Below are 19,404 nucleotides of genomic sequence, written 5' to 3' on the forward strand. Positions count from 1 at the left end.
TTCCCCTTAGTATCCCAAGCGGCGGCTCTTCCCTTTGGCCGCCTGCCCGATGGTCGATGAGCGATAGCACAGGCCCAAGGGGAAAGGCCAGCCGCGATTTCGGTCACTTCGGCGGAATCTGTGGCGTTGAATGGCGGGGACTGCTTCTGTACACTCGCTCTGGGTCAAAATTTACGGATGCGCCATGACCGGGTCTGTGCTGGCCGGGCAGCAGAATTTCAATGTGCCGTCAGGCGCATCGAGCGGGCGTGATCGCAGCGTCGGCGCGATCAGATCGGTCTTTGACCTTGGCCGCGCCGAGCCCGAGCGGCTCAATCCTTCCGATTTCCACCGAAGCTTCGGGCAAGCCGCGTCAGAGCTGGCCTACAAGGCCTCGCTGCAGGTGGCCGAATCCGTCGAGATCCCTTATCTGGAGCAGCGCCCCGGCGGCGGGCTCCTGTCGACATCTGCGCAGATATTGCTCGCCGAAACCCGCACGCGGGAAGCAAGCGCCAGGGCAAGCGTTGCCCCCCGGCCCTCCGGCAGTTTCGAGGAAACCGGCGACAGTGCGACTGCCGGGCGGGCGGCCGGTGCCTACCGGTCGGCGCAAGCGCAGGTGGAAGCAACGATCAGGGCCGGCTTCGGCCTCGGTTGAGGGCGTCAGCGCGCGAGCCGCTCGTTCAGCATCCGCGCCCAGCGGGCGATGCGGTCGGCATGATCGGCCTTGCTGCTGTCGCCGATGGGCTGGCGGCTATACATCACGAGGCCCGAAAGGCCCGGCCCCATATCCACCACCCGCACAGTGACAACGGCCGGGAAATCCGCACCAGGCAGGCGCTCCAGAAAATCGAACTGGCTGGTGGCGAGATCGAGGCGATGGGTGCGCACGGTCGGATTGTCATCGGTGAAATCGGCCAGCACCTGCCGCAGGCGCGCGGCATCTGCCTCGAACCGGAACGTCGGGCCGTCCGCTGCCGCATTGGGGCAGCTCGCCTCGTCGCACATCAGGAAGCCGTTCTGGTCGGGCATATAGGCAAGTGTGGCGAAATCGACGGGTTCGAGATTGCCTTCGCGGTCGCCGAACAGGGTGTCGCCACCCCCCATCTGCACCATCATGTAAAGGACGGCGAGGCCGACGATGACGATGAGGCTGACAAAGATGGCTATCTGGCGAAATCGGTCGATCATGGGCACGTCCTGAAAATGAAAGACCCGGCGCCGTTGCCGGCCCCGGGTCGAGACTGTCGGCTCAAAGCCTTTTAGCCGAGAATGCTGCCCAGTTGAAGAGCCAGGCTCATGTCGCCCTCGACACGCAGCTTGCCCATCATGAAGGCCATCTGCGGATTGAGGCTGCCATCGGCGATCTGCATGAAATTCTCTTTCGAGACTTTCACGGTGCAATCGGCATCAGTGTTGGCATTGTCGACGACGGTCGGCGAAGCCTTGCCGTCGATGCGCACGACACCGTCATCGCCGAAATCGAACTTGATGATGGCGGCGAGCGGCGAATGGCTGCCCACCTTGCCGCGGATATTGTCGGTGATCTGTTCCAGAGTCATGGTTTCCTCCCTCGCTGGAAATGGTACGGACGTATATTGGACGGCATGGTCCAGAAATCAACATGAAAGCTCAGTTGCCTTCTTCCTCTGTTGTTTCCTTCTTGCCGGTGATGCCGCCAATCAGCCCGCCGAGTTTGTCCTTGATCTTGTCCTTGTTCTTGTCGAGCACGCCCTGAAGCTGCTTCTCGACCCCTGCCTTGACAAGCGCCTTCGTCACTTGAGGCTCGATCACCGCCATCAGGTGGCGGGCGAGCTCGGATGGGCTGAGGCCCTTCTCGTCGGTGCCGATGTCGGTGAGGCGAATGTCGGCCAGCTGGATATTTTCATCGAGCGGTACGGGGCCATCCTTTGCGGAAACGATGATGCGGGGATTGGTCAGCGTAAATTCCCGGACCGTCAGGGTGATGTTGCTCTGGCTCGAGCTACCGCCGGTTGCCAGCTTGTCGGCCAGCGCCTGCAGATTGCTTTTCTTGCCGATCATGCGCACGTCGATCACCGGGCTGTCGATATTGATGCTCTCGACAATGACATGGGGATTGAAGAGCGTGTCGGTATCGACCTTCATCTTGAAGTCACCGACGGCCAGCATCGGGCCTTCGGGGAAGTCAGGTGCGCGGAAGCCTTCGGGCTGGCCGATGGCAAGGCCCGAAACCCCGGCGCTGCCGGTGAAGGGTGAAAGGCTGACGTCATCAAGCGACAGCGATACGGTCAGGGCTTCCGAACCATAAGTCTCGGCCCCTGATTTCACGATCGATCCCATCCGCTGGTACAGGATGAAGCCGCCGATGGCGACAATCACGACAAGGCCGATGAGGAGTTTCTTGAGCATGATCAGGCTCCCTTGTTGTTCAGACGCATGGTTGCATTGTTTTGCGGCGCTGTTAAGGCTGAATGACAGGGCGGGGCGATATCGCGCCGGATAAAGCCCTTAACGCGCCGGGGCTTTTATGCCAGCATGACAGCGACAAGTCGCCCCGCTGCAGGGGGCACCCATCGGGGGAAGGGCGCTTATGGCTCCGGTAACACAAGTTCTGCTTTATATTTCCTACGCCGTCCTCGGGCTCGCTGCGGCCCTCTTGCCGCCCCGTCTTGCCGGGGTGGATGAACAGGTTGCGACCCTCCTTGGCGTTTTCGTTTTCTTCGGTGCGTGGCAGGCCCATGCATGGTTCATCGCGCACCGTCTGGAAACCGCCGACAAGGAACGCATCAACCGGCTGGAGGATACGGCCACCATCCTGCGGCACGATCTGGAACGCACCCGCCGGCGCCTCGAAATGCAGCGCGACGGCACCAGCGAAAAGAGCGAGGAACTGGTGAGCGAGCTGCGCATCCTGCATACGCTGCTTGATCAGGTCATGAAGCGCGAGGAAGCCCTGCAAAGCCAGATGCGTGCCGTGGCCGCCAAGACGGATGCCGGTCCTGTCCTTGAGCTGGACGAGCTTTCCGTTAATGAAGCCCGCATCGCCGCCGCCCAGCCGGACGACGACACAAGCCGACGGGTGGAACCCTGGTTCGATGACGAGGATGCGGAAGAGGTCAAAGCCGAGCTGTCGGGCGAGATTGCCCTCAGCACCGCACGCGGTGGCCCCGAGGTGCGGCTGATCCGGCGCGAGGAAACGCTCCTCAGCGTGATACGTTCATCCCTTTCTGAAAACAGGGTGGACCTGTACCTGCAGCCCATCGTGGCGCTGCCGGGCCGCCAGAATACCTTCTATGAATGCTTCTCCCGCGTGCGGGATGAGGAAGGGCGCATCGTGCTGCCGGCCCAATATCTGCGCATCGCAGAAGAGAAGGGCCTAATCGGCACCATCGATAACCTCTTGCTGTTCCGGCTCATCCAGCTGGTGCGGCGACTGGGCCCCCGCCGGCCCGAGGTTCGCTTCTTCTGCAACATGTCGCGCTTCTCTATGGCGGATGCCGAATTTTTCCCACAGTTCGTGGATTTCATGACGTCCTCCAGCGAGTTCACCAAGCGGCTGGTTCTGGAAATCAACCAGTCGGACTATCAGACGCTGGACCGCGAGGTCCGCGGGCGGCTGGCACTGCTGGCGCGCCGGGGCTTTGCCTTCTCGCTCGATCAGGTCATGTATTTCGACGAGGATTTCGCGAGCCTTGCCGACAATGGCTTCAAATATATCAAGGCCGATATGCAGGCGCTTTCGGCCCAATATGAGATGGGCGACCTGCCGGGCGTGAAGGCACGGCTGAAGCGCGACGGTCTGAAACTGATCGCCAGCCGGGTCGAGGACGAAGCAACCGTCCTGATGGCGCTTGATGGTGAGATGGAACTGGCGCAGGGCTATCTCTTTGGCGAGCCGCGCCCGGCCGCTGATTTCAACCGGGATTTCTGAAGGACGAACGGGTGACGAAGACGAACGGACAGGCGGTGGACGTCTGGCACGGGCTTGAGGGCCATACTGACGGGCTGGATCTGGTGATATCGGACCTCTGGGGCGTGATGCATGACGGGATCGCGCTCAATGCCTCGGCGGTGGATGCGATCATCAACCTGCGCAGCGAGGGCATCAATACCGTATTCCTGTCAAACGCGCCGCGCCCGCGCGCACATGTGCGCGAACATCTGATTTCGATGGGACTGCCGAAGGCGCTGGGTGATTTCATCGTCACCTCGGGCGGGCTCGCGCGCGACGAGGTCCGCCGCGACTGGGTGGACGCGAAGCTTTATCATCTTGGGCCGCGCAGCGACCACAATACGATCGAAGGGCTGCCGGTCACGCTGGTAGACAAGCCGGGCGAGGCGGATGTCATTCTGGCCACCGCGCTCGATTTCAATGATGTTGCCCCGCATGCCGCGTGGCTCCGGCCGGCCGCTGAAAAAGGGGTGCCGCTCCTGTGCGCGAACCCTGACCGGATTGTGCATGTGGGGAACGATCTTTACCCCTGCGCCGGGGCGGTTGCCGACCTGTATGAAGACCTGGGCGGCCCGGTCCACTGGTTCGGCAAGCCGACTGTGGCGGCGATGCAGTCCTGCCTCACCGAAGCCGGGATGCCTGCCGATACGCCGGGTGAGCGGATTCTGATGGTGGGCGACAGTCTGGTGACCGATATCGCAGGTGCACGGGCCGCAGGCTACGGCGCTGTGCTGATCGGCGGTGGCATCCACCGCGATGAGATGGGGCCGTTTTCAAAGGCCCTGCGTCACCAGTCCCCCATTCCGCATGCCGATTTTGCTGCTGTTTTCGGCCATGGCAAGGTGATGCCCGACGTGCTGATGCTTCAACTCGCCTGGTAAGTTTCTTTTTTCAGGGATGGAAGTGGCGACGCCCTTAGCTGAACAGGGCGTCGATATCGTCCTGACTGACCTCTTCGCCAGCTGGCAGATCGATCTCTTCTTTCTCTTCGGAAGCAGCTTCGGCGGCCGTGGCGGCAGCGGCAACTGTGGCGGCAGCGGCAGCGGCTTTCTTCTCTTCCTCGGCCTTTTTCGCTTCTTCCTTGGCGGCGAGATCGGCGACGGGGTCGAAATCTTCTTCGAACATCTTGTCAAGCTGGCGCGGGGGCACAGGCTTCGGCGGTTCGGGCTTGGGGGCCGCCGGTTTGGCAGCGGCAGGTTTCGGTGCGGGTGCGGGCGCCGGTTCGGGCTCAGCCGCAGGAGCTGCAGCAGTCGGCGACATCAGCGCGTCGACGGCCGACTGGTCGATGCCTTCGCCGCGCAAGGCCGGGCCGTGCAACAGGCCCTTGTCGCCTTCTTCTTCGGGCTCGACGGCGCGCTTCACATCGTCCTCGGTGACCCCGAGGAGGCCGCGCAGTTCCATCACGCGCTGTTCGATATGGGCGAGGGTTTCAACGACTTTCGAAATGCGCTGGCCGGTGATGTCCTGGAAACTGCAGGCCTCGAAGATGCGCATCACCGCGTCGTTGACGGTATTCTGGTAGGTGTCCATGTCGCTGGTGTCGAGCGCCATGATTTCCTCGGCCGCCGACATGATCGTGTTGGTGGCCTCTTCCGTGTGCTGGACGATGGCATCAAGCTCGAGCCCGGCGCGCGGGATGCGGCTGTTCTCGAGGTCGCCGGGTTGCAGCGAGGCGATTTCCACGCGCGCATTCTGGATATATTCGCTGAGCGCCCGGCATTCCCTGTAGATCGAGGTGTCGATCGACCGGAAGAAGGCATTCATCGTACCGATCAGCACTTCGGTCACCGATGCGACATCGGTGAGCGAAAGGGAGGAGGTACGGTTCTTCCGCAGGTTATCGACGAGAAGCTCGATCTGCCGCGGAAGTTCATCAGCAAGCATCAGAAGTCCCCAAGGACGGCAACCAGTTTCTGCTTCAGCGTCGCAGCGTTGAAGGGCTTAACGATATAGTTGTTCACGCCGGCTTTCTTGGCGGCGATCACGTTATCGGTTTTGGATTCGGCGGTAACCATGATGAAGGGCGTGTTCTTCAGCTGGTTGTCGGCGCGCACTTCCTTCAGGAGTTCGTAGCCGGTCATCGGCTCCATGTTCCAGTCGGAAATGATCAGGCCGTAAGCCTTGGAGCGGGCCTTGGAAAGTGCCTCGGCGCCGTCGGTTGCTTCGTCCACATTGTCGAAGCCGAGCTGCTTCAGCAGGTTGCGCACGATCCGGAGCATCGTCTTGTAATCGTCGACGATAAGGATTGGCATATTCAAATCAACCGCCATGATTCTTCCCTTTAGATCACAGATAATGGCCCATTGGACGATCCGCGCCGAGCGCGTCCGGGATCGTCCCGAAATGTCTGGTGATCGGACCCTAGCGCCGTCCCCGTGAAGAAACGGTTAACTCAAAGAAATCATTTCCGCAATCGCTTCCCTTTCATTCCGGCCAACTTTATGCAATTCAGGCAGGCATGGGTGTCGGGAATGATGATCGAGGAACAGCCGGTATGCCGATCAACCAGTATTTTATAGAAGACCTTGCGGTGGGCCAAACCGAAAAGCTCAGCCGCACTGTCACCGAGGCGCTCATCAACGCCTTTGCGGAAGTTTCGGGCGACAATAACCCGGTTCATCTCGATGCCGCCTACGCTGCCACAACCCAGTTCGGGGAGCGCATCGCCCACGGCGCACTGGCAAGCTCTTTCATCTCCGCGGTGCTGGGCACGCGGCTTCCCGGCATCGGCGCCATCTATGTGAGCCAGACGACGAAATACCGCGCACCTGTGAGGATCGGCGATACGGTCGAAACGATCGTGACCGTTAAGGAAATCGACCTTGCGCGGAAGCGGGCGGTTTTCACGACAGACTGTTTCGTTGGCGAAACAAAGGTGGTGACCGGCGAGGCGACCCTGATGGTCGCGAGCCGCGCGGCCTGAGGCGGGGAGGGCGTCTTGCGGCTGATCCGGCATGTGGATGAAATTCCGGCAGCGGCCCGTGGCTGCGTCGTGGCGCTTGGCAATTTCGATGGTTTCCACCGGGGCCACCAGGCGGTGATCGGCGAAGCCGGCCGCATCGCCCGCGCCATGGGCGTGCCGCTTGCCGTGATGGTGACCGAGCCGCATCCGGTGCGCTTCTTTGCGCCCGACACACCCCCCTTCCGCCTGACGCCGTTCCGCGAACGCGCCCAGTTGCTTGAGGAGTTCGGCGTCGACTCGCTTCTTGTCCTGCCGTTTGACAAGGACTTGGCCAGCATGAGCGCGCAGGATTTCGTCCTTGATATCCTGATCGGAGGGCTTGGCGCCCTGCATGTCGTGGTTGGCTACGATTATCGCTTCGGCAAAAAGCGCGGCGGCGATACCGCGATGCTTGGCTGGATGGGCGAAATGGAAGGCTTTGGCCTTACCGTCATGGAGCCTGTCACTGTCGGGCTCGAAGGCTTTGCCGGTGAGATTTACAGCTCCACCCTTATCCGCAACGCGCTGAGGGCGGGGGAGGCCCGCAAGGCGGCGGCGTTGCTCGGTCACTGGTGGTCCATCAACGGGCGGGTGGCAAAGGGCGACCAGCGCGGCCGCACCATCGGCTTCCCGACCGCGAATGTGGAGCTTGGCGACAGCCTGGAGCCGAAGCTTGGCGTTTATGCTGTGCGGGTGATTGTCGAGGGCGAGGACGATTATCATCAGGGCGTTGCCAACATCGGCCGCCGCCCGACGTTCGACAAGCGCGACATACTGCTGGAAGTCCATCTCTTCGATTTCAGCGGTGACCTGTATGACCGCCACGTTCGGGTTGAACTGGTGGCGTTCCTGCGTGAAGAGCGCAAATTTTCAGGTCTTGATGCCCTGAAGGCGCAGATACAGGAAGATGCGCGCACCGCGCGGACGGTTCTGGCCGAGCCCGAAAATGCCCGCTCGCATCTGGGTGTGCCGACGCTCGACCGGTATCTTGCCGAGCATCCTGCCTGATCAGATCGTGACGCAGTCGCTCCTGTAAGGCAGATAGACCGAGACGGTCGTGCCCCTATCCTTTTCGGATTCGATCTCGATCCGTCCTCCCAGAATACCGGCGAAGCGCTCCACGAGCGCGAGGCCGAGTCCGGTGCCTTCGACGGGCCGGGCAAGACCTGTCTGGATTTGCACAAAGGGTTCGCGGGCGCGGCGGGCCTCATCGGCGGTCATGCCGATGCCATTGTCTGCAACCGAAATCTTCAGCCAGCGCCCGCGCACCTCAGAGGACACGCGGATGGTACCGCCTTCGTTGCTGAATTTGGCGGCATTCGACAGGAGATTGATCAGGATTTGCCGAAGGAGGCGCCGGTCGGTGCAGCAGGTGAGACCGGCTTCCGTATCGTTCTCGACCTTCAGGCCAAGCCGGTTGGCGAGCGGTTCGATATAGGAAATACATTCCGCTGTCACCGCCTGCATATTCAGGTCGGTCATGTCGACCGACAGTTTGCCGGCATCGACGCGGGAGAGATCGAGAATGTCGTTGATCAGGTCCAGAAGATGGTGGCCGGAGCGGCGAATGATCTCGACATATTCGCTGCGGCGGCTCTCGTCGAGCGACATATCCTTCAATTGCATCACTTCAGCAAAGCCGATGATGGCGTTAAGCGGAGTCCGGAGCTCGTGGCTCATGGTGGCTAGGAAATCGGCCTTCGCCTGATTGGCTTCCTCGGCCTTGACAGCGAGCGTCCGCATCTCGGTAAACATGGCGCGCAGTTCATCCTCGGCCTGCTTGCGGCGTTCCACCTCCACGCTCACGGCATGGACAGCCGGTAGCCATGAAAGAAGTCCGGCAGCCAGGATGATGGCGCCAGGAGCATACAGAAGGATGAGCCATGTGGGATCCAGGTCCGGTGTGCCGAAGGCCCAGTCGGCAGCAGCAATCCCCCATGGCATCACCTTGGCATAATCAACAAACGACGCGAGCACGAGGATGAGTGAGCCAAGCAGGATGAAGCGGAAGCCGTTGTCGATCCGGGCGAAAGCCTTCCGCTTGCGCAGGAGCATGACAGGCACAGCCGCGAGCGTCAGGAACAGAAGGATGCTTGGGTGCCAGATCTGTACAATCATAGGATTTGCGATACCGGTACAATGGATTGCGGTCACGCAACCAGCGGTTCCCCAAAACCGTGATATGCATCATGTTTGTGCGGAATCTAGCCGTAAATGATTGCCAAACCCTGAACGCAGGGCAGCAAAATCCTAGTGCAGCGGTTTGCCGCAGCCGGTGAGTTTCTGGCCGTCGAGCATGATGGTTACGTTTGTCTCGAACGCTTCGCCGCTCATCGCGTCCACGCAGTTTGCCGAGACAAGCTCGATATCGATCCTATGGTCATCGGTTTCGACAGAATAGCGTGTGGCAAGACCATCGGGATCTTCGGCAAAAAGCGGTAGCGAGGCATCGATAATCGTCGCGCCATAGTCGGCCTCAAGGTGCAACTGGTCGCCGTTGCTGATCTCCAGAAGCCAGCCGGGCTCGTTGCCGATGGCGCGGAAGTCGACCCCGTTCAGCTTGGCATGTTCCCACACGGCGGCGCGGGCATCGTTGGTGCATTCAAGCCGGTTGCCGTCCTTCAGCATCATGATGTCGCGGCCCTTGGCCCAGGCTGTCCACTGATTGTCGGTGTAGCGCACGCCGGAAGCCGCTTCGGCTTGTGGCAGCTCGAGGGTCTCACCCTGGAGGAAGAGCCAGACCTTGCCGGGGACTTCGCGCACCACCATGTGGCCGGCGCCGTCGCAGTTGAGCACCCAGGTGGCCGTGGCTTTTTTATCAGGGAGTTCCTCGCCTTCCGGGGCCTCGCAGGCGGCAAGGGAAAGGGACAGGGCGGTAATCAGGGCAAGGGGGCGGGTCTGCATGGGTTTCCTCCTTTTCATGAGGACAGTCATGCCTGCAGAGGATGGCATTTTGAGGGCGCCCGGGTGACGGATGCCGGTCCGTGGAAAGCCCCGCTTTGCGGCGTCCTTTCCGCTCGACACCCCGCGCGCGCACTGTTACAAAAGCCGCCATGTTGACCGGCCCTGCCAGATGGTGCAGCCGCCCGGACGCTACCGTCCGTGCCGCGACGCGAATTATTGGCCCGGCGCTCCGTTGAGGGCGGCCGGGTAAGATGCTTTTTCACCGAAACCAGTGACTTTCGGGCTGCGTGGCCGATGGCAAGCGCGCCCTGTGACCCAGAGGAATATCAGGACAATGTCCGCCGACACCAAACGCGACTACAAGGACACCGTCTTCCTGCCGACCACCGATTTCCCGATGCGCGCCGGCCTGCCGCAGCGCGAGCCGGAATTCCTGGCCAAATGGACCGCCGAGGATATCTACGGCCAGCTCCGCGCCGACGCCAAGGGCAAAACCAAGTTCGTGCTGCATGACGGCCCGCCCTACGCCAACGGCAATATCCATATCGGCCATGCGATGAACAAGATCCTGAAGGATGTGATCGTCAAATCGCAGCAGATGCAGGGCAAGGATGCGCCCTATGTGCCGGGCTGGGATTGCCACGGCCTGCCGATCGAATGGAAGATCGAGGAAAAATACCGCAAGAAGAAGATGGACAAGGACGCGGTTGACCCCGTCGAGTTCCGCCGCGAATGCCGCGAATTTGCCGCCGGCTGGATCGATGTCCAGCGCGAGGAATTCAAGCGCCTTGGCGTGTTCGGCGACTGGGATAATCCGTACCTGACCATGGATTTCGGTGCTGAAGCCAAGATCGTTGAAGAGCTGCTGAAATTCTCGATGTCGGGGGCGCTTTATCAGGGCTCCAAGCCCGTGATGTGGTCGCCGATCGAGAAGACCGCGCTCGCCGAAGCCGAGGTCGAATATCACGACCATACTTCCACCCAGATCGATGTGGCCTTCCCCTTCGTGAAGGCACCGAGTGCCGACGTTGAAGGCGCGCGCGTGGTGATCTGGACGACGACGCCCTGGACGATGCCCGGCAACCGGGCCGTTTGCTTCGGTCCGGAGATCGATTATGCGGTGATCGAGGTGACGAAGGCGGGTGAAGCGACACTTGCCCGCGAAGGCGACCGACTGATCGTGGCCGAGGCGCTGATGGTTGAATTCGTCAAGCGCGCGCATCTTGATGATTATCTCGTCATCGCCCGCTTCAAGGGCGAGGCGCTGGCCGGTGGGCTTCTCGCCCACCCGTGGCGTGGCAAGGGTTATGATTTCGATGTGCCGCTGCTGCCCGGCGACCATGTGACGACCGAGGCCGGTACAGGATTTGTGCACACCGCCCCTGGCCACGGCGACGACGACTATCAGGTCGCGCACGTCAAGTTCGGTATCCCGGTGCCACATACGGTGGATGCCGATGGCCGCTATTATGACCATGTGCCGATGCTGGCGGGCGAGCATGTCTACAAGGTCGCGGACCGCGTTTGCGAACTGCTGACCGAGGCAGGCGCCCTGATGGCCAAGGGCGTGCTGACCCACTCCTACCCGCACTCGTGGCGCTCCAAGGCGCCACTCATCTTCCGGAACACGCCGCAATGGTTCATCTCGATGGAGAAGACCGGCCTGCGCGACAAGGCGCTGAAAGCGATCCGCGAGGATGTGAGCTGGTATCCGGCCATCGCCAAGAATCGCATCGAGGCCATGGTTGCCGACCGCCCGGACTGGGTGATCAGCCGCCAGCGCGCCTGGGGTGTGCCGATCACCATCTTCGTCAACAAGGCAACCGGCGAAATCCTGAAGGACGAGGCCGTCAATGCCCGCATCATCGAAGCCGTGAAGGCTGGCGGGGCGGACGCATGGGTTGCAGTTCCCGCGCAGGAATTCCTCGGCAACGATTACAACGCCGCCGATTTCGATCAGGTCTTTGACATTCTCGATGTCTGGTTCGACAGCGGCTGCACGCACGCCTTCACGCTTGAAGGCCGTGACGACCTCGCTTGGCCGGCCGACCTTTATTTCGAAGGGTCGGACCAGCATCGCGGCTGGTTCCAGTCGAGCCTTCTCGAATCCTGCGGTACGCGCGGCACGGCGCCCTACAAGGGCGTGCTGACCCACGGCTTCACGATGGACGGCGAAGGCCGGAAAATGTCCAAGTCGCTCGGTAACACCGTGGCGCCGCAAACGATCATCGACCAGTACGGCGCCGATATCCTGCGCCTTTGGGCGGTGTCCGTTGACTATCAGGAAGACGTTCGCATTGGCGACCAGATCATCCAGGGTCAGGTGGATGCCTACCGCAAGATCCGCAACACGCTCAGGTATCTTCTCGGCAACCTCGCCGGGTTCACCGAAGAGGAACGCCTGCCACATGCCGAGATGCCGGAGCTTGAACGCTTCATCCTGCACCGCGTGGCGGAACTCGATACACTGATCCGCTCGAAATCGGCTGTGTATGAATTCACGCCGGCTTTCACGGCGCTTTACCAGTTCTGCATCGTCGACCTGTCGGCCTTCTATTTCGATATCCGCAAGGATTGCCTCTACTGCGACGATCCGGCGAGCACGCGCCGCCGGGCGGCCCGCACCGTGCTCGATGAAGTCTTCATGCGGCTTGTCACCTGGTTCGCGCCGATCCTCTCCTTCACGGCTGAAGAAGTGTGGCTGTCGCGCTTCGGCAATGCTGCGCCGAGCGTGCACCGCCAGCTGTGGCCGGCGACCCCGGCGGGCTGGGCTGACGAGGCCTTGGCTCAGAAATGGGCGAAGGTGCGCCGCCTGCGCCGGGTGATCAACGGTGCGCTCGAGGTCGACCGCCGCGAGAAGCGGATCGGGTCGAGCCTGCAGGCGTCGGCCACCGCTTATGTGGCGGATGCTGCCTATGTGGACGCGCTCAAGGGGCTTGACCTTGCCGAGATCACCATCACGTCAGCGGCTGAGTTGAAGCTCGCCGACGCGCCTGCTGGTGCCTTCAGGCTTGAAGATGTCACCGACATTGCCGTCGTCACCGGCCTTGCGGACGGCGAGAAGTGCGGGCGCTGCTGGAGCGTGAAGCCGGAAGTCGCCGAAGAAGGCGACCTTTGCCATCGCTGCGGCGAGGCCGTGGCCGCGCATGACGCAAGGAACAGCGCCGCATGAAATCGAAAGTCTATTTCACCCGCGCCATCCTCGGCGCCCTTGCCATACTGGTCATCGACCAGCTGGTGAAGATATGGGTCTTGCAGGGGCTGGACCTGCCTTCAAGGGGCAGCGTCGAGGTCAATTCGTTCCTGTCGTTCACCATGATCTGGAACAAGGGCATTTCGCTCGGCATCGGGCTCGATGAATGGGTCGGCAAAAGCGGGCTCATCATCCTGACGCTCGTCATCACCGCGATCCTGTTGCGGTGGCTGACAAAAACCGAACGAATCCTCGAGGTCGTCGGCCTGTCGCTCATCATCGGCGGGGCCATCAGTAACCTGATCGACCGCTTCATTCATGGTGCGGTCGTCGATTTTGTGCACCTGCATGTCGAAGACTACAGCTTTTATGTCTTCAATGTTGCCGATGCCGCCATTACCTTCGGGGTGATCTTCATGATCTACGACGGCTTGCGGAGTGCGCCCGAAGCGCCTACAAAAGCGAACGGGAAACCTGCGGGTCCTCAGTAAAAGGAACGTGACGCCCGATCACGGGACGTCCGAGGGAGATAGATACATGAAATTCGGTTCCATCGTCGCGATTGCCTTCTGTGGTGCGACCCTCGCCGGGTGCGGCATCTTTGGCGGCGACGGCAAGCTTTCCCCGGATGAGTTCGAGGTTGTGGATCGCGCCCCGCTCGTGATCCCGCCTGAATCCGAGCTGCGCCCGCCGCGCCCTGGCGAGCCGCGCGCCCAGGAAATCGATCCGGGCCGTCAGGCCTATGAAGCGCTTTTCCCCGGTGCCACGCTCACGCCGCAGCCGCCGAAGTCTTCGGGTGAGCTCTCGCTCCTGCGCCGCATTGATGGTGGTGACCCGGATATCCGTTCGAACGTCGCGCAGAAGAATCTGGACGTGGTGAAGAAGCGCCTGCTGCTCGCCGACCTTCTGGAAGCCGACGATCGCACCTACCGCCCTGACAATGTGACCGTGGAGCGCGTGCAGGGCAACTGAGCCCCAAGCGCCAATGTTTCCGAAACAAGGGCTGCCCGATGGGCGGCCCTTTTTCATGCCTCACATTCTTTCGCTTTGCCGAGCCCGTTGCGGCTTGCTAGGGTCGCGCCATGCCTGACACATCCCGCACCAGCCTGCCCGAGAAGGCAGGGATCATCCGCCTCCTTTCCGAACGCACGATCAACCGGATCGCTGCGGGCGAGGTGATCGAACGCCCGGCGAGTGCGGTGAAGGAACTGGTTGAAAACAGCATCGACGCCGGCGCCACGCGCGTGGATGTAGTGCTCCATGAAGGGGGCCGCAGCCTCATCGATATCAGCGACAATGGCATCGGCATGGACGCCGGTGAACTGGCGCTGGCGGTGGAGCGGCACGCCACCTCGAAGCTCAAGGACGATGACCTTGTCCATATCATGAGCCTCGGCTTCCGGGGCGAGGCGCTGGCCTCTATCGGGGCGGTGGCGCGGCTCACGCTGTCGTCCCGCGCCCAAGGGGCGGCGGAGGCGTGGAAAGTGGTGGTCGAAGGCGGCCGCAAGGGACAGGTCTCGCCCGCCGCGCTTTCCGCCGGCACCCGGATCGAGGTGCGGGACCTGTTTTTCGCCACCCCCGCCCGGCTCAAGTTTCTGAAAACCGACCGCAGCGAGTTTCAGGCGGCGGTCGATATCATCAAGCGGCTGGCGATGGCGCACCCCGAGGTCGCCTTCAGCCTGTCGGACGGTGACCGGGTGGCCTTCCGGGCGCCGTCGATCGGCGCGCTTGCGGGCGACGTGCGGCTCGAACGGCTGGGGGCCATATTGGGCCGCGAGTTTCAGGATAACGCCATCGAGATTGATGCCGAGCGCGAAGGCCTGCGGCTCACCGGTTATGCCGGCCTGCCCACCTATTCGCGCGGGCAGGCGACGCACCAGTATCTGTTCGTCAATGGCCGCCCGGTGCGGGACAAGCTGCTGACGGGCGCGGTGCGCGGGGCCTATCAGGATTATCTGGCGCGGGACCGGCATCCGGTGCTGGCGCTGTTTCTGGATGTGCCGACCGAATTTGTCGATGTGAACGTCCACCCCGCGAAAGCCGAAGTGCGCTTCCGCGATGCCGGGCTGGTGCGCGGGCTGATCGTCTCGGCCCTTCGCCATGCGCTGGCGGACGCCGGCCACCGGGCGTCCACGACCGTGACGGGGCAGGCGCTGGGGTCGCTGCGGCCCGTTGATGCCTTGCCGTGGGGGCGGGCAGCCGAACGGCCTTCGCTGCCATCGGGCTTCGCTGCTGCCTTCGACGCGCATGCGCCGCGCTTCACCCTCAACGAACCCGCCGCCCAGTTCAGTTTCAAGGCGAGCGACCCTGTGATGCGGCCAAGCGCGCCGGAGGTGCCGGCAGGCGCGCCGATGCAGGCCGAGGCACCCGCACCCGATTATCCGCTCGGTGTGGCGCGGGGCCAAGTACATGGCACCTATATTGTGGCGCAAACGGCGGACGGCATCGTGATCGTCGACCAGCATGCCGCGCACGAACGGCTCGTTTATGAGCGCATGAAAGAGGCGATGGCGGCGACCGGCGTGGCCCGGCAAGCGCTTCTGCTGCCCGAAGTCGTGGAGCTTGAAGAAGGCCCCGCCGCACGGCTTGTGGCGCGGGCTGCCGAGCTTGAGGAAATGGGCCTCGTGATCGAACCCTTCGGCGAAGGCGCCATCGTGGTACGCGAAGTGCCCGCGATGCTCGGCAAATTGGATGTCAAAGGCTTGATCCGCGATCTCGCCGACGAACTGACCGAGATGGACGAGGCGCTATCGCTGAAGGAAAAGCTTGGCGAAGTGTGCGGCACCATGGCCTGCCACGGCAGCGTGCGCGCCGGCCGGCGCCTGAGCGTGGAGGAGATGAACGCGCTCCTCCGCCAGATGGAAGCCACGCCGCATTCCGGCCAGTGCAACCATGGCCGCCCCACCTATGTGGAACTTAAGCTGACTGACATTGAGAAGCTGTTCGGCCGGCGCTAAAGGCCTGCTTCTTCTTGCTCCCTGACAGCGATTTTGCTACGTTCTGGTGTCGATGATCGACAGATACGCCTGCTGCTCTCTGAGCCGCGGGCGTTTCTTTTTCAGGGCCCTGCCGACTTGTTCGGCCGGGCCTTTCTTTATTGGAGAAACGAATGACGACCCCGTCACAAAATCCCCTGCGCCTCGAATACAAGGCTGCTTTCCCGGTGGCTGACAGTCTCGGTGCCCTTGTGCGACGTGTTGAGGTGCGCACTCTGCAGCTCAAACGCCATACGCTTTCACTGAAGGAACAGGCGAGCTGCGAAGAATTGCAACGGCGCTACGACGAGGCATCGGCGCACGTCGACTATGTGCGAGCGGAACTGGACCGGGTTAACCGGGAAATCGACGCTATCGAACGGGCAGCAGAGGCGAGGGCCAACGCAAACGGCTCCTTTGAGCAGCAGCTATGGGCCAAGATCGCCGATATTGCCGGGAATGTGGTAACCCGAAGCGCCGCTGCGGCGGTCTGGGGGCTCCTGGACGTTGGAAGTTTTCTGAGCGAGGTCTCGGCGGATATTCGCCGCACTGTAGATTTGCTCCAGGCCCACTGGCTGGAGCGGGACGAACTGAATGCCTACTACAAAGTAGTGCAACAACGGCGGGTCGATGCCGGCGCGGCGTTCGGCCGGTCGGGCTGTTCCTATCGCGGGAGCCTTTGACGGCTGTACCCGGTGATCAGAGGCCGCAGCGCCCGAGGATCGGCGGGAAAAGTGTCAGGCTGTAAAAGTCGGGCTTGGCGGGGACGTAGGGTTCCTCATCGCCGTGTTCGATCATCCAAGCATGCACTTGTTGCAGCAGGGCGTCATCGACATCGATGCCCTGCCGCTTCATCTGCTGCAGATGGATATATTCGGCCTTCGCGTTGAGGCGCCGCGGGAACTTCTCATTGTCGAAGGTGAGGCAATGGAACAGCGAGAATGCCGGTTTGAACCCGCGCAGCTCGAGCCGGTACAATAGGCCTTGCGTTTGGTCGGTGGCCACGGATTCGGTAAATTCGCCTTGGGTATATGTAGCTTTCGCCCAGGAAGGCGCCAGAGCCGGGTCATGGAGCCAGCGGATCGTCTCCTTGACCGTGTCGATCGTCTCGGCGGTCTCGGCGGCGGCCAGCATCCAGATAACAGCGGCTTCCGGAGCCGGTGCAGTATAGTCCTTCTGAAAGAAGGTATAGTCTCCTGACAGGAATTTCCGAGCGGCAGCCGCTATGTCAGCCGGGCTGGCAGCCAGCCAGCGATGAATCTCATCATTCCACATCGTTTCCGTCGTCGGAAGGAAGGCCTGGATCTGGGTTTCCCTGTCCGTGCCCAGCGTGAACGGCAGGATACTAATCGGTTTGACAGGTGTATCCGAAAGCCTCGCTTCCTGATAAAGGGCGGGGACAAGAGACATCAGCCCCAGCCGCATCAGTTTGCCGCCGAGGACGCGATCTTCGGAAACGCATTTCCCTTCAAGATACATTTTGCCGAAATAGGCAAATCCGGGGGCCGGGGTGTCTGCTTCTACGAGCTTGGCTTCAAGCGCCTCTCGCTTGCTGTCCGGCATGATGTCGCCGCAGATTTCATCCACCGCTGCCAAGCTGAGCTGCGCGCCCATGGCGGGGTTTGCCACCGCTTGCCAGATCTGATCGTTGGTCTTGTTGGCAAACTTGCTGTCGAGCGCGTCGCTAGCGGGGGCAACAAGGCCGAACAGGGCGACCGGGAGAATGCTTCTGAGCTGATGAAAAAGCGTCTTCATATCATGTCGATAGCATGAAGACGGTGATCTGCAAAGTCTTGGAATCAATCGCTGCGTGTATGCATCACAAAGAGTGTGCGCTGCTGGCCCTGGGATCGCTCATCGATCAGTGCCAGCGTGTCCGGCAGGTCCATGGGGTCGTCGGTCGCCTGCTCGATCACGATCACGCCCTTGTCCGCCAGCCAGCCGCCTTTGAGGATGGCATCGAGCGTGGGGCGGACAAGGCCTTCGCGGTAGGGCGGGTCCATGAAGATGATGTCGCACGGCGTGCTGGCGGGCGGCAGGGCGGTGGCGCTGCCCCGGATCACCGCCGTCATGTCATCAGCCTTCACCGCGCGGATGTTGCGGGCGAGGACGCCGAGGGCGACCGGCGCCTTTTCCACGAAGGTGGCGTGGGCGGCCCCCCGCGACAGGGCCTCGAGCCCCAGCGCCCCGGTGCCGGCATACAGATCCAGCACGCGGGCCTCGAGCATGTCGGGATAGCGGCTGTGCTGCAGCATCGAAAAGACGCGTTCACGCATCCGGTCAGTCGTCGGGCGCACGTCCTTGCCCTCGGGCACTTCAAGCGTGCGACCGCGAAAGCGCCCGGCGATGATGCGGGTCACGGCTTGGGTTTCCGCTCAGGCCGCGGGCCTGTCCTGGCGGGGCCGGCCTTGGGGCCGGCGCCACGCGCCGGGGCCGGCTTCTGTCCGTCGCGTTTGGGGGCGCCTCTCGTCGGTGCCGGTTTGGCGGCCGACTTCGGCACGCCGGGCTTGCCCTTGCCGCGGTTCGGACGCTCGGTCTCGTCGCGGTCACGGGCCCGATTTTTTGCCCATTTCTTCGCACCCGGCTTCACCGGCTTCGGCTTGGCCTTCGCCCATTTTGAAGGATCACGCGGCTTGCGCGGGGCTGCCACACTGCGGGTTTCGGTTTTGAAGAAGTCGGAAAGCACGTCATGGAGCTGCGCGTCCGTCACCTGCGCCACAGCACCATCCGGCAGGGTGCCGAGCGTGAAGGGGCCATAGTGCGTGCGGATCAGCCGGTTCACGGCAAGGCCCAGATGCTCCATCACGCGGCGCACTTCGCGGTTCTTGCCTTCGCTGATCGCAACGGTCAGCCACGAATTGGCGCCCTGGCTTTTTTCAAGCTTCGCGTCGATGGCACCGTAATGGATGCCGTCGATGGTGACGCCGTCGGCGAGTTTGGCGAGCGCCTTTTCATCCACCCGGCCATGAGCGCGCACCCGGTAGCGCCGCACAATGGCGTTGGCAGGCAGTTCCAGCCAGCGGGCCAGTTCGCCGTCGTTGGTGAGAAGGAGGAGGCCTTCGGTATTCATGTCCAGCCGGCCGATGGAGATGACCCGGCCCATATGTTTGGGCAGCTGGTCAAACACCGTGCGGCGTCCTTCGGGGTCCTTGTGGGTCGTCAGCGTGCCCTTGCGCTTGTTATAGCGCCAGAGCCGGGTCTCGCGCACCTCGCCGACCTTTTCGCCGTCCACCGTGATGCCTTCAAGGCTTGCCACATTGAGGGCGGGGCTTTTCAGCGTCTGGCCATTCAGCGCGATGCGGCCTTCGCCGATCATGCGTTCGATATCGCGGCGCGAGCCGACGCCGGCGCGTGCCAGTGCCTTTGCAATGCGCTCGCCGCCTGCGTCTTCGGTGCCGTCTTCCGGCGAGATGTCGTCCCTGTCATTCATGGCGCGCACCATATGCTTTTGCCGGTATTGTCGCAACTTAATCTGCTTGAC

At 62.2% G+C, this 19,404-nt stretch carries 20 protein-coding genes; 10 read left to right on the forward strand and 10 right to left on the reverse strand.

Annotated features, from left to right (window positions below):
• Positions 1-184: 184 nt before the first annotated feature.
• A complete protein-coding gene (locus OU694_RS12865; RefSeq protein WP_308911409.1) occupies positions 185-634 on the forward strand; it encodes a hypothetical protein in 450 nt (149 codons plus the stop codon).
• A 5-nt stretch (positions 635-639) separates the two neighbouring features.
• On the opposite strand, the gene OU694_RS12870 is transcribed toward OU694_RS12865, so the two are convergent.
• The 3 genes from OU694_RS12870 to OU694_RS12880 form a co-directional block, all read right to left on the reverse strand.
• Positions 640-1,167: a hypothetical protein gene (locus tag OU694_RS12870; protein WP_308911410.1), complete on the reverse strand. Its 528-nt coding sequence runs from the start codon at positions 1,165-1,167 to the stop codon at positions 640-642.
• 71 nt (positions 1,168-1,238) lie between these two features.
• Positions 1,239-1,538, reverse strand: coding sequence for an SCP2 sterol-binding domain-containing protein (locus tag OU694_RS12875; RefSeq protein ID WP_308911411.1), 300 nt, complete (start codon positions 1,536-1,538; stop codon positions 1,239-1,241).
• A 70-nt stretch (positions 1,539-1,608) separates the two neighbouring features.
• Positions 1,609-2,367 carry a DUF748 domain-containing protein gene (locus OU694_RS12880; protein ID WP_308911412.1) on the reverse strand — a complete coding sequence of 253 codons (759 nt, stop codon included), beginning with the start codon at positions 2,365-2,367 and terminating at the stop codon, positions 1,609-1,611.
• Positions 2,368-2,548: 181 nt separating this feature from the next.
• On the opposite strand from OU694_RS12880, the gene OU694_RS12885 reads away from it, so the two are divergent.
• Complete coding sequence (locus tag OU694_RS12885; protein WP_308911413.1) at positions 2,549-3,889, forward strand: EAL domain-containing protein; 1,341 nt, start codon at positions 2,549-2,551, stop codon at positions 3,887-3,889.
• A gap of 11 nt (positions 3,890-3,900) precedes the next feature.
• The gene (locus OU694_RS12890) at positions 3,901-4,791 is read left to right on the forward strand and encodes a TIGR01459 family HAD-type hydrolase (RefSeq protein ID WP_308911414.1); all 891 of its coding nucleotides are present in this window, start codon (positions 3,901-3,903) and stop codon (positions 4,789-4,791) included.
• A 34-nt stretch (positions 4,792-4,825) separates the two neighbouring features.
• Here OU694_RS12890 and OU694_RS12895 read toward each other — a convergent pair whose 3' ends face one another.
• A complete protein-coding gene (locus OU694_RS12895) occupies positions 4,826-5,794 on the reverse strand; it encodes a protein phosphatase CheZ (protein WP_308911415.1) in 969 nt (322 codons plus the stop codon).
• Positions 5,794-6,180, reverse strand: a complete 387-nt coding sequence (locus OU694_RS12900) for a response regulator (RefSeq protein WP_308911416.1) — start codon at positions 6,178-6,180, stop codon at positions 5,794-5,796. Before OU694_RS12900 ends, OU694_RS12895 begins: the two co-directional genes overlap by 1 nt.
• A gap of 224 nt (positions 6,181-6,404) precedes the next feature.
• On the opposite strand from OU694_RS12900, the gene OU694_RS12905 reads away from it, so the two are divergent.
• Together OU694_RS12905 and OU694_RS12910 are read left to right on the forward strand one after the other, a co-directional pair.
• Entirely contained in the window at positions 6,405-6,833 is a 429-nt protein-coding gene (locus tag OU694_RS12905; RefSeq protein WP_308911417.1) for a MaoC family dehydratase, read from the forward strand.
• Between the two features lie 15 nt (positions 6,834-6,848).
• Positions 6,849-7,859, forward strand: coding sequence for a bifunctional riboflavin kinase/FAD synthetase (locus tag OU694_RS12910; RefSeq protein ID WP_308911418.1), 1,011 nt, complete (start codon positions 6,849-6,851; stop codon positions 7,857-7,859).
• Here the strand turns inward: OU694_RS12910 and OU694_RS12915 are convergent, their stop codons facing one another.
• On the reverse strand, positions 7,860-8,969 hold the full coding sequence (locus OU694_RS12915) for a sensor histidine kinase (protein WP_308911419.1): 1,110 nt from the start codon (positions 8,967-8,969) through the stop codon (positions 7,860-7,862).
• A gap of 132 nt (positions 8,970-9,101) precedes the next feature.
• The gene (locus OU694_RS12920; RefSeq protein ID WP_308911420.1) at positions 9,102-9,755 is read right to left on the reverse strand and encodes an MliC family protein; all 654 of its coding nucleotides are present in this window, start codon (positions 9,753-9,755) and stop codon (positions 9,102-9,104) included.
• 334 nt (positions 9,756-10,089) lie between these two features.
• On the opposite strand from OU694_RS12920, the gene ileS reads away from it, so the two are divergent.
• From ileS to OU694_RS12945, 5 genes are all read left to right on the forward strand, one after another.
• Positions 10,090-12,927, forward strand: coding sequence for an isoleucine--tRNA ligase (gene ileS / locus OU694_RS12925; protein WP_308911421.1), 2,838 nt, complete (start codon positions 10,090-10,092; stop codon positions 12,925-12,927).
• Entirely contained in the window at positions 12,924-13,439 is a 516-nt protein-coding gene (gene lspA / locus OU694_RS12930; protein WP_308911422.1) for a signal peptidase II, read from the forward strand. Before ileS ends, lspA begins: the two co-directional genes overlap by 4 nt.
• A 46-nt stretch (positions 13,440-13,485) precedes the next feature.
• Positions 13,486-13,920, forward strand: coding sequence for a DUF3035 domain-containing protein (locus OU694_RS12935; protein ID WP_308911423.1), 435 nt, complete (start codon positions 13,486-13,488; stop codon positions 13,918-13,920).
• 110 nt (positions 13,921-14,030) lie between these two features.
• Positions 14,031-15,905, forward strand: coding sequence for a DNA mismatch repair endonuclease MutL (mutL, locus tag OU694_RS12940; protein WP_308911424.1), 1,875 nt, complete (start codon positions 14,031-14,033; stop codon positions 15,903-15,905).
• A 152-nt stretch (positions 15,906-16,057) separates the two neighbouring features.
• A complete protein-coding gene (locus tag OU694_RS12945) occupies positions 16,058-16,606 on the forward strand; it encodes a hypothetical protein (protein ID WP_308911425.1) in 549 nt (182 codons plus the stop codon).
• 16 nt (positions 16,607-16,622) lie between these two features.
• On the opposite strand, the gene OU694_RS12950 is transcribed toward OU694_RS12945, so the two are convergent.
• Genes OU694_RS12950 through OU694_RS12960 form a run of 3 tightly spaced genes read right to left on the reverse strand, consistent with a single transcriptional unit; the run spans position 16,623 to position 19,353 of the window.
• Complete coding sequence (locus OU694_RS12950) at positions 16,623-17,726, reverse strand: hypothetical protein (RefSeq protein ID WP_308911426.1); 1,104 nt, start codon at positions 17,724-17,726, stop codon at positions 16,623-16,625.
• The gene (rsmD, locus tag OU694_RS12955; RefSeq protein ID WP_308911427.1) at positions 17,723-18,283 is read right to left on the reverse strand and encodes a 16S rRNA (guanine(966)-N(2))-methyltransferase RsmD; all 561 of its coding nucleotides are present in this window, start codon (positions 18,281-18,283) and stop codon (positions 17,723-17,725) included. The genes OU694_RS12950 and rsmD overlap by 4 nt, the downstream gene beginning before the upstream one ends.
• Positions 18,280-19,353 carry a pseudouridine synthase gene (locus tag OU694_RS12960; RefSeq protein ID WP_308911428.1) on the reverse strand — a complete coding sequence of 358 codons (1,074 nt, stop codon included), beginning with the start codon at positions 19,351-19,353 and terminating at the stop codon, positions 18,280-18,282. Before OU694_RS12960 ends, rsmD begins: the two co-directional genes overlap by 4 nt.
• Positions 19,354-19,404 lie beyond the last annotated feature (51 nt).

The organism is Pseudokordiimonas caeni, from assembly GCF_026719705.1.
GTDB lineage: Bacteria > Pseudomonadota > Alphaproteobacteria > Sphingomonadales > Kordiimonadaceae > Gimibacter > Gimibacter caeni.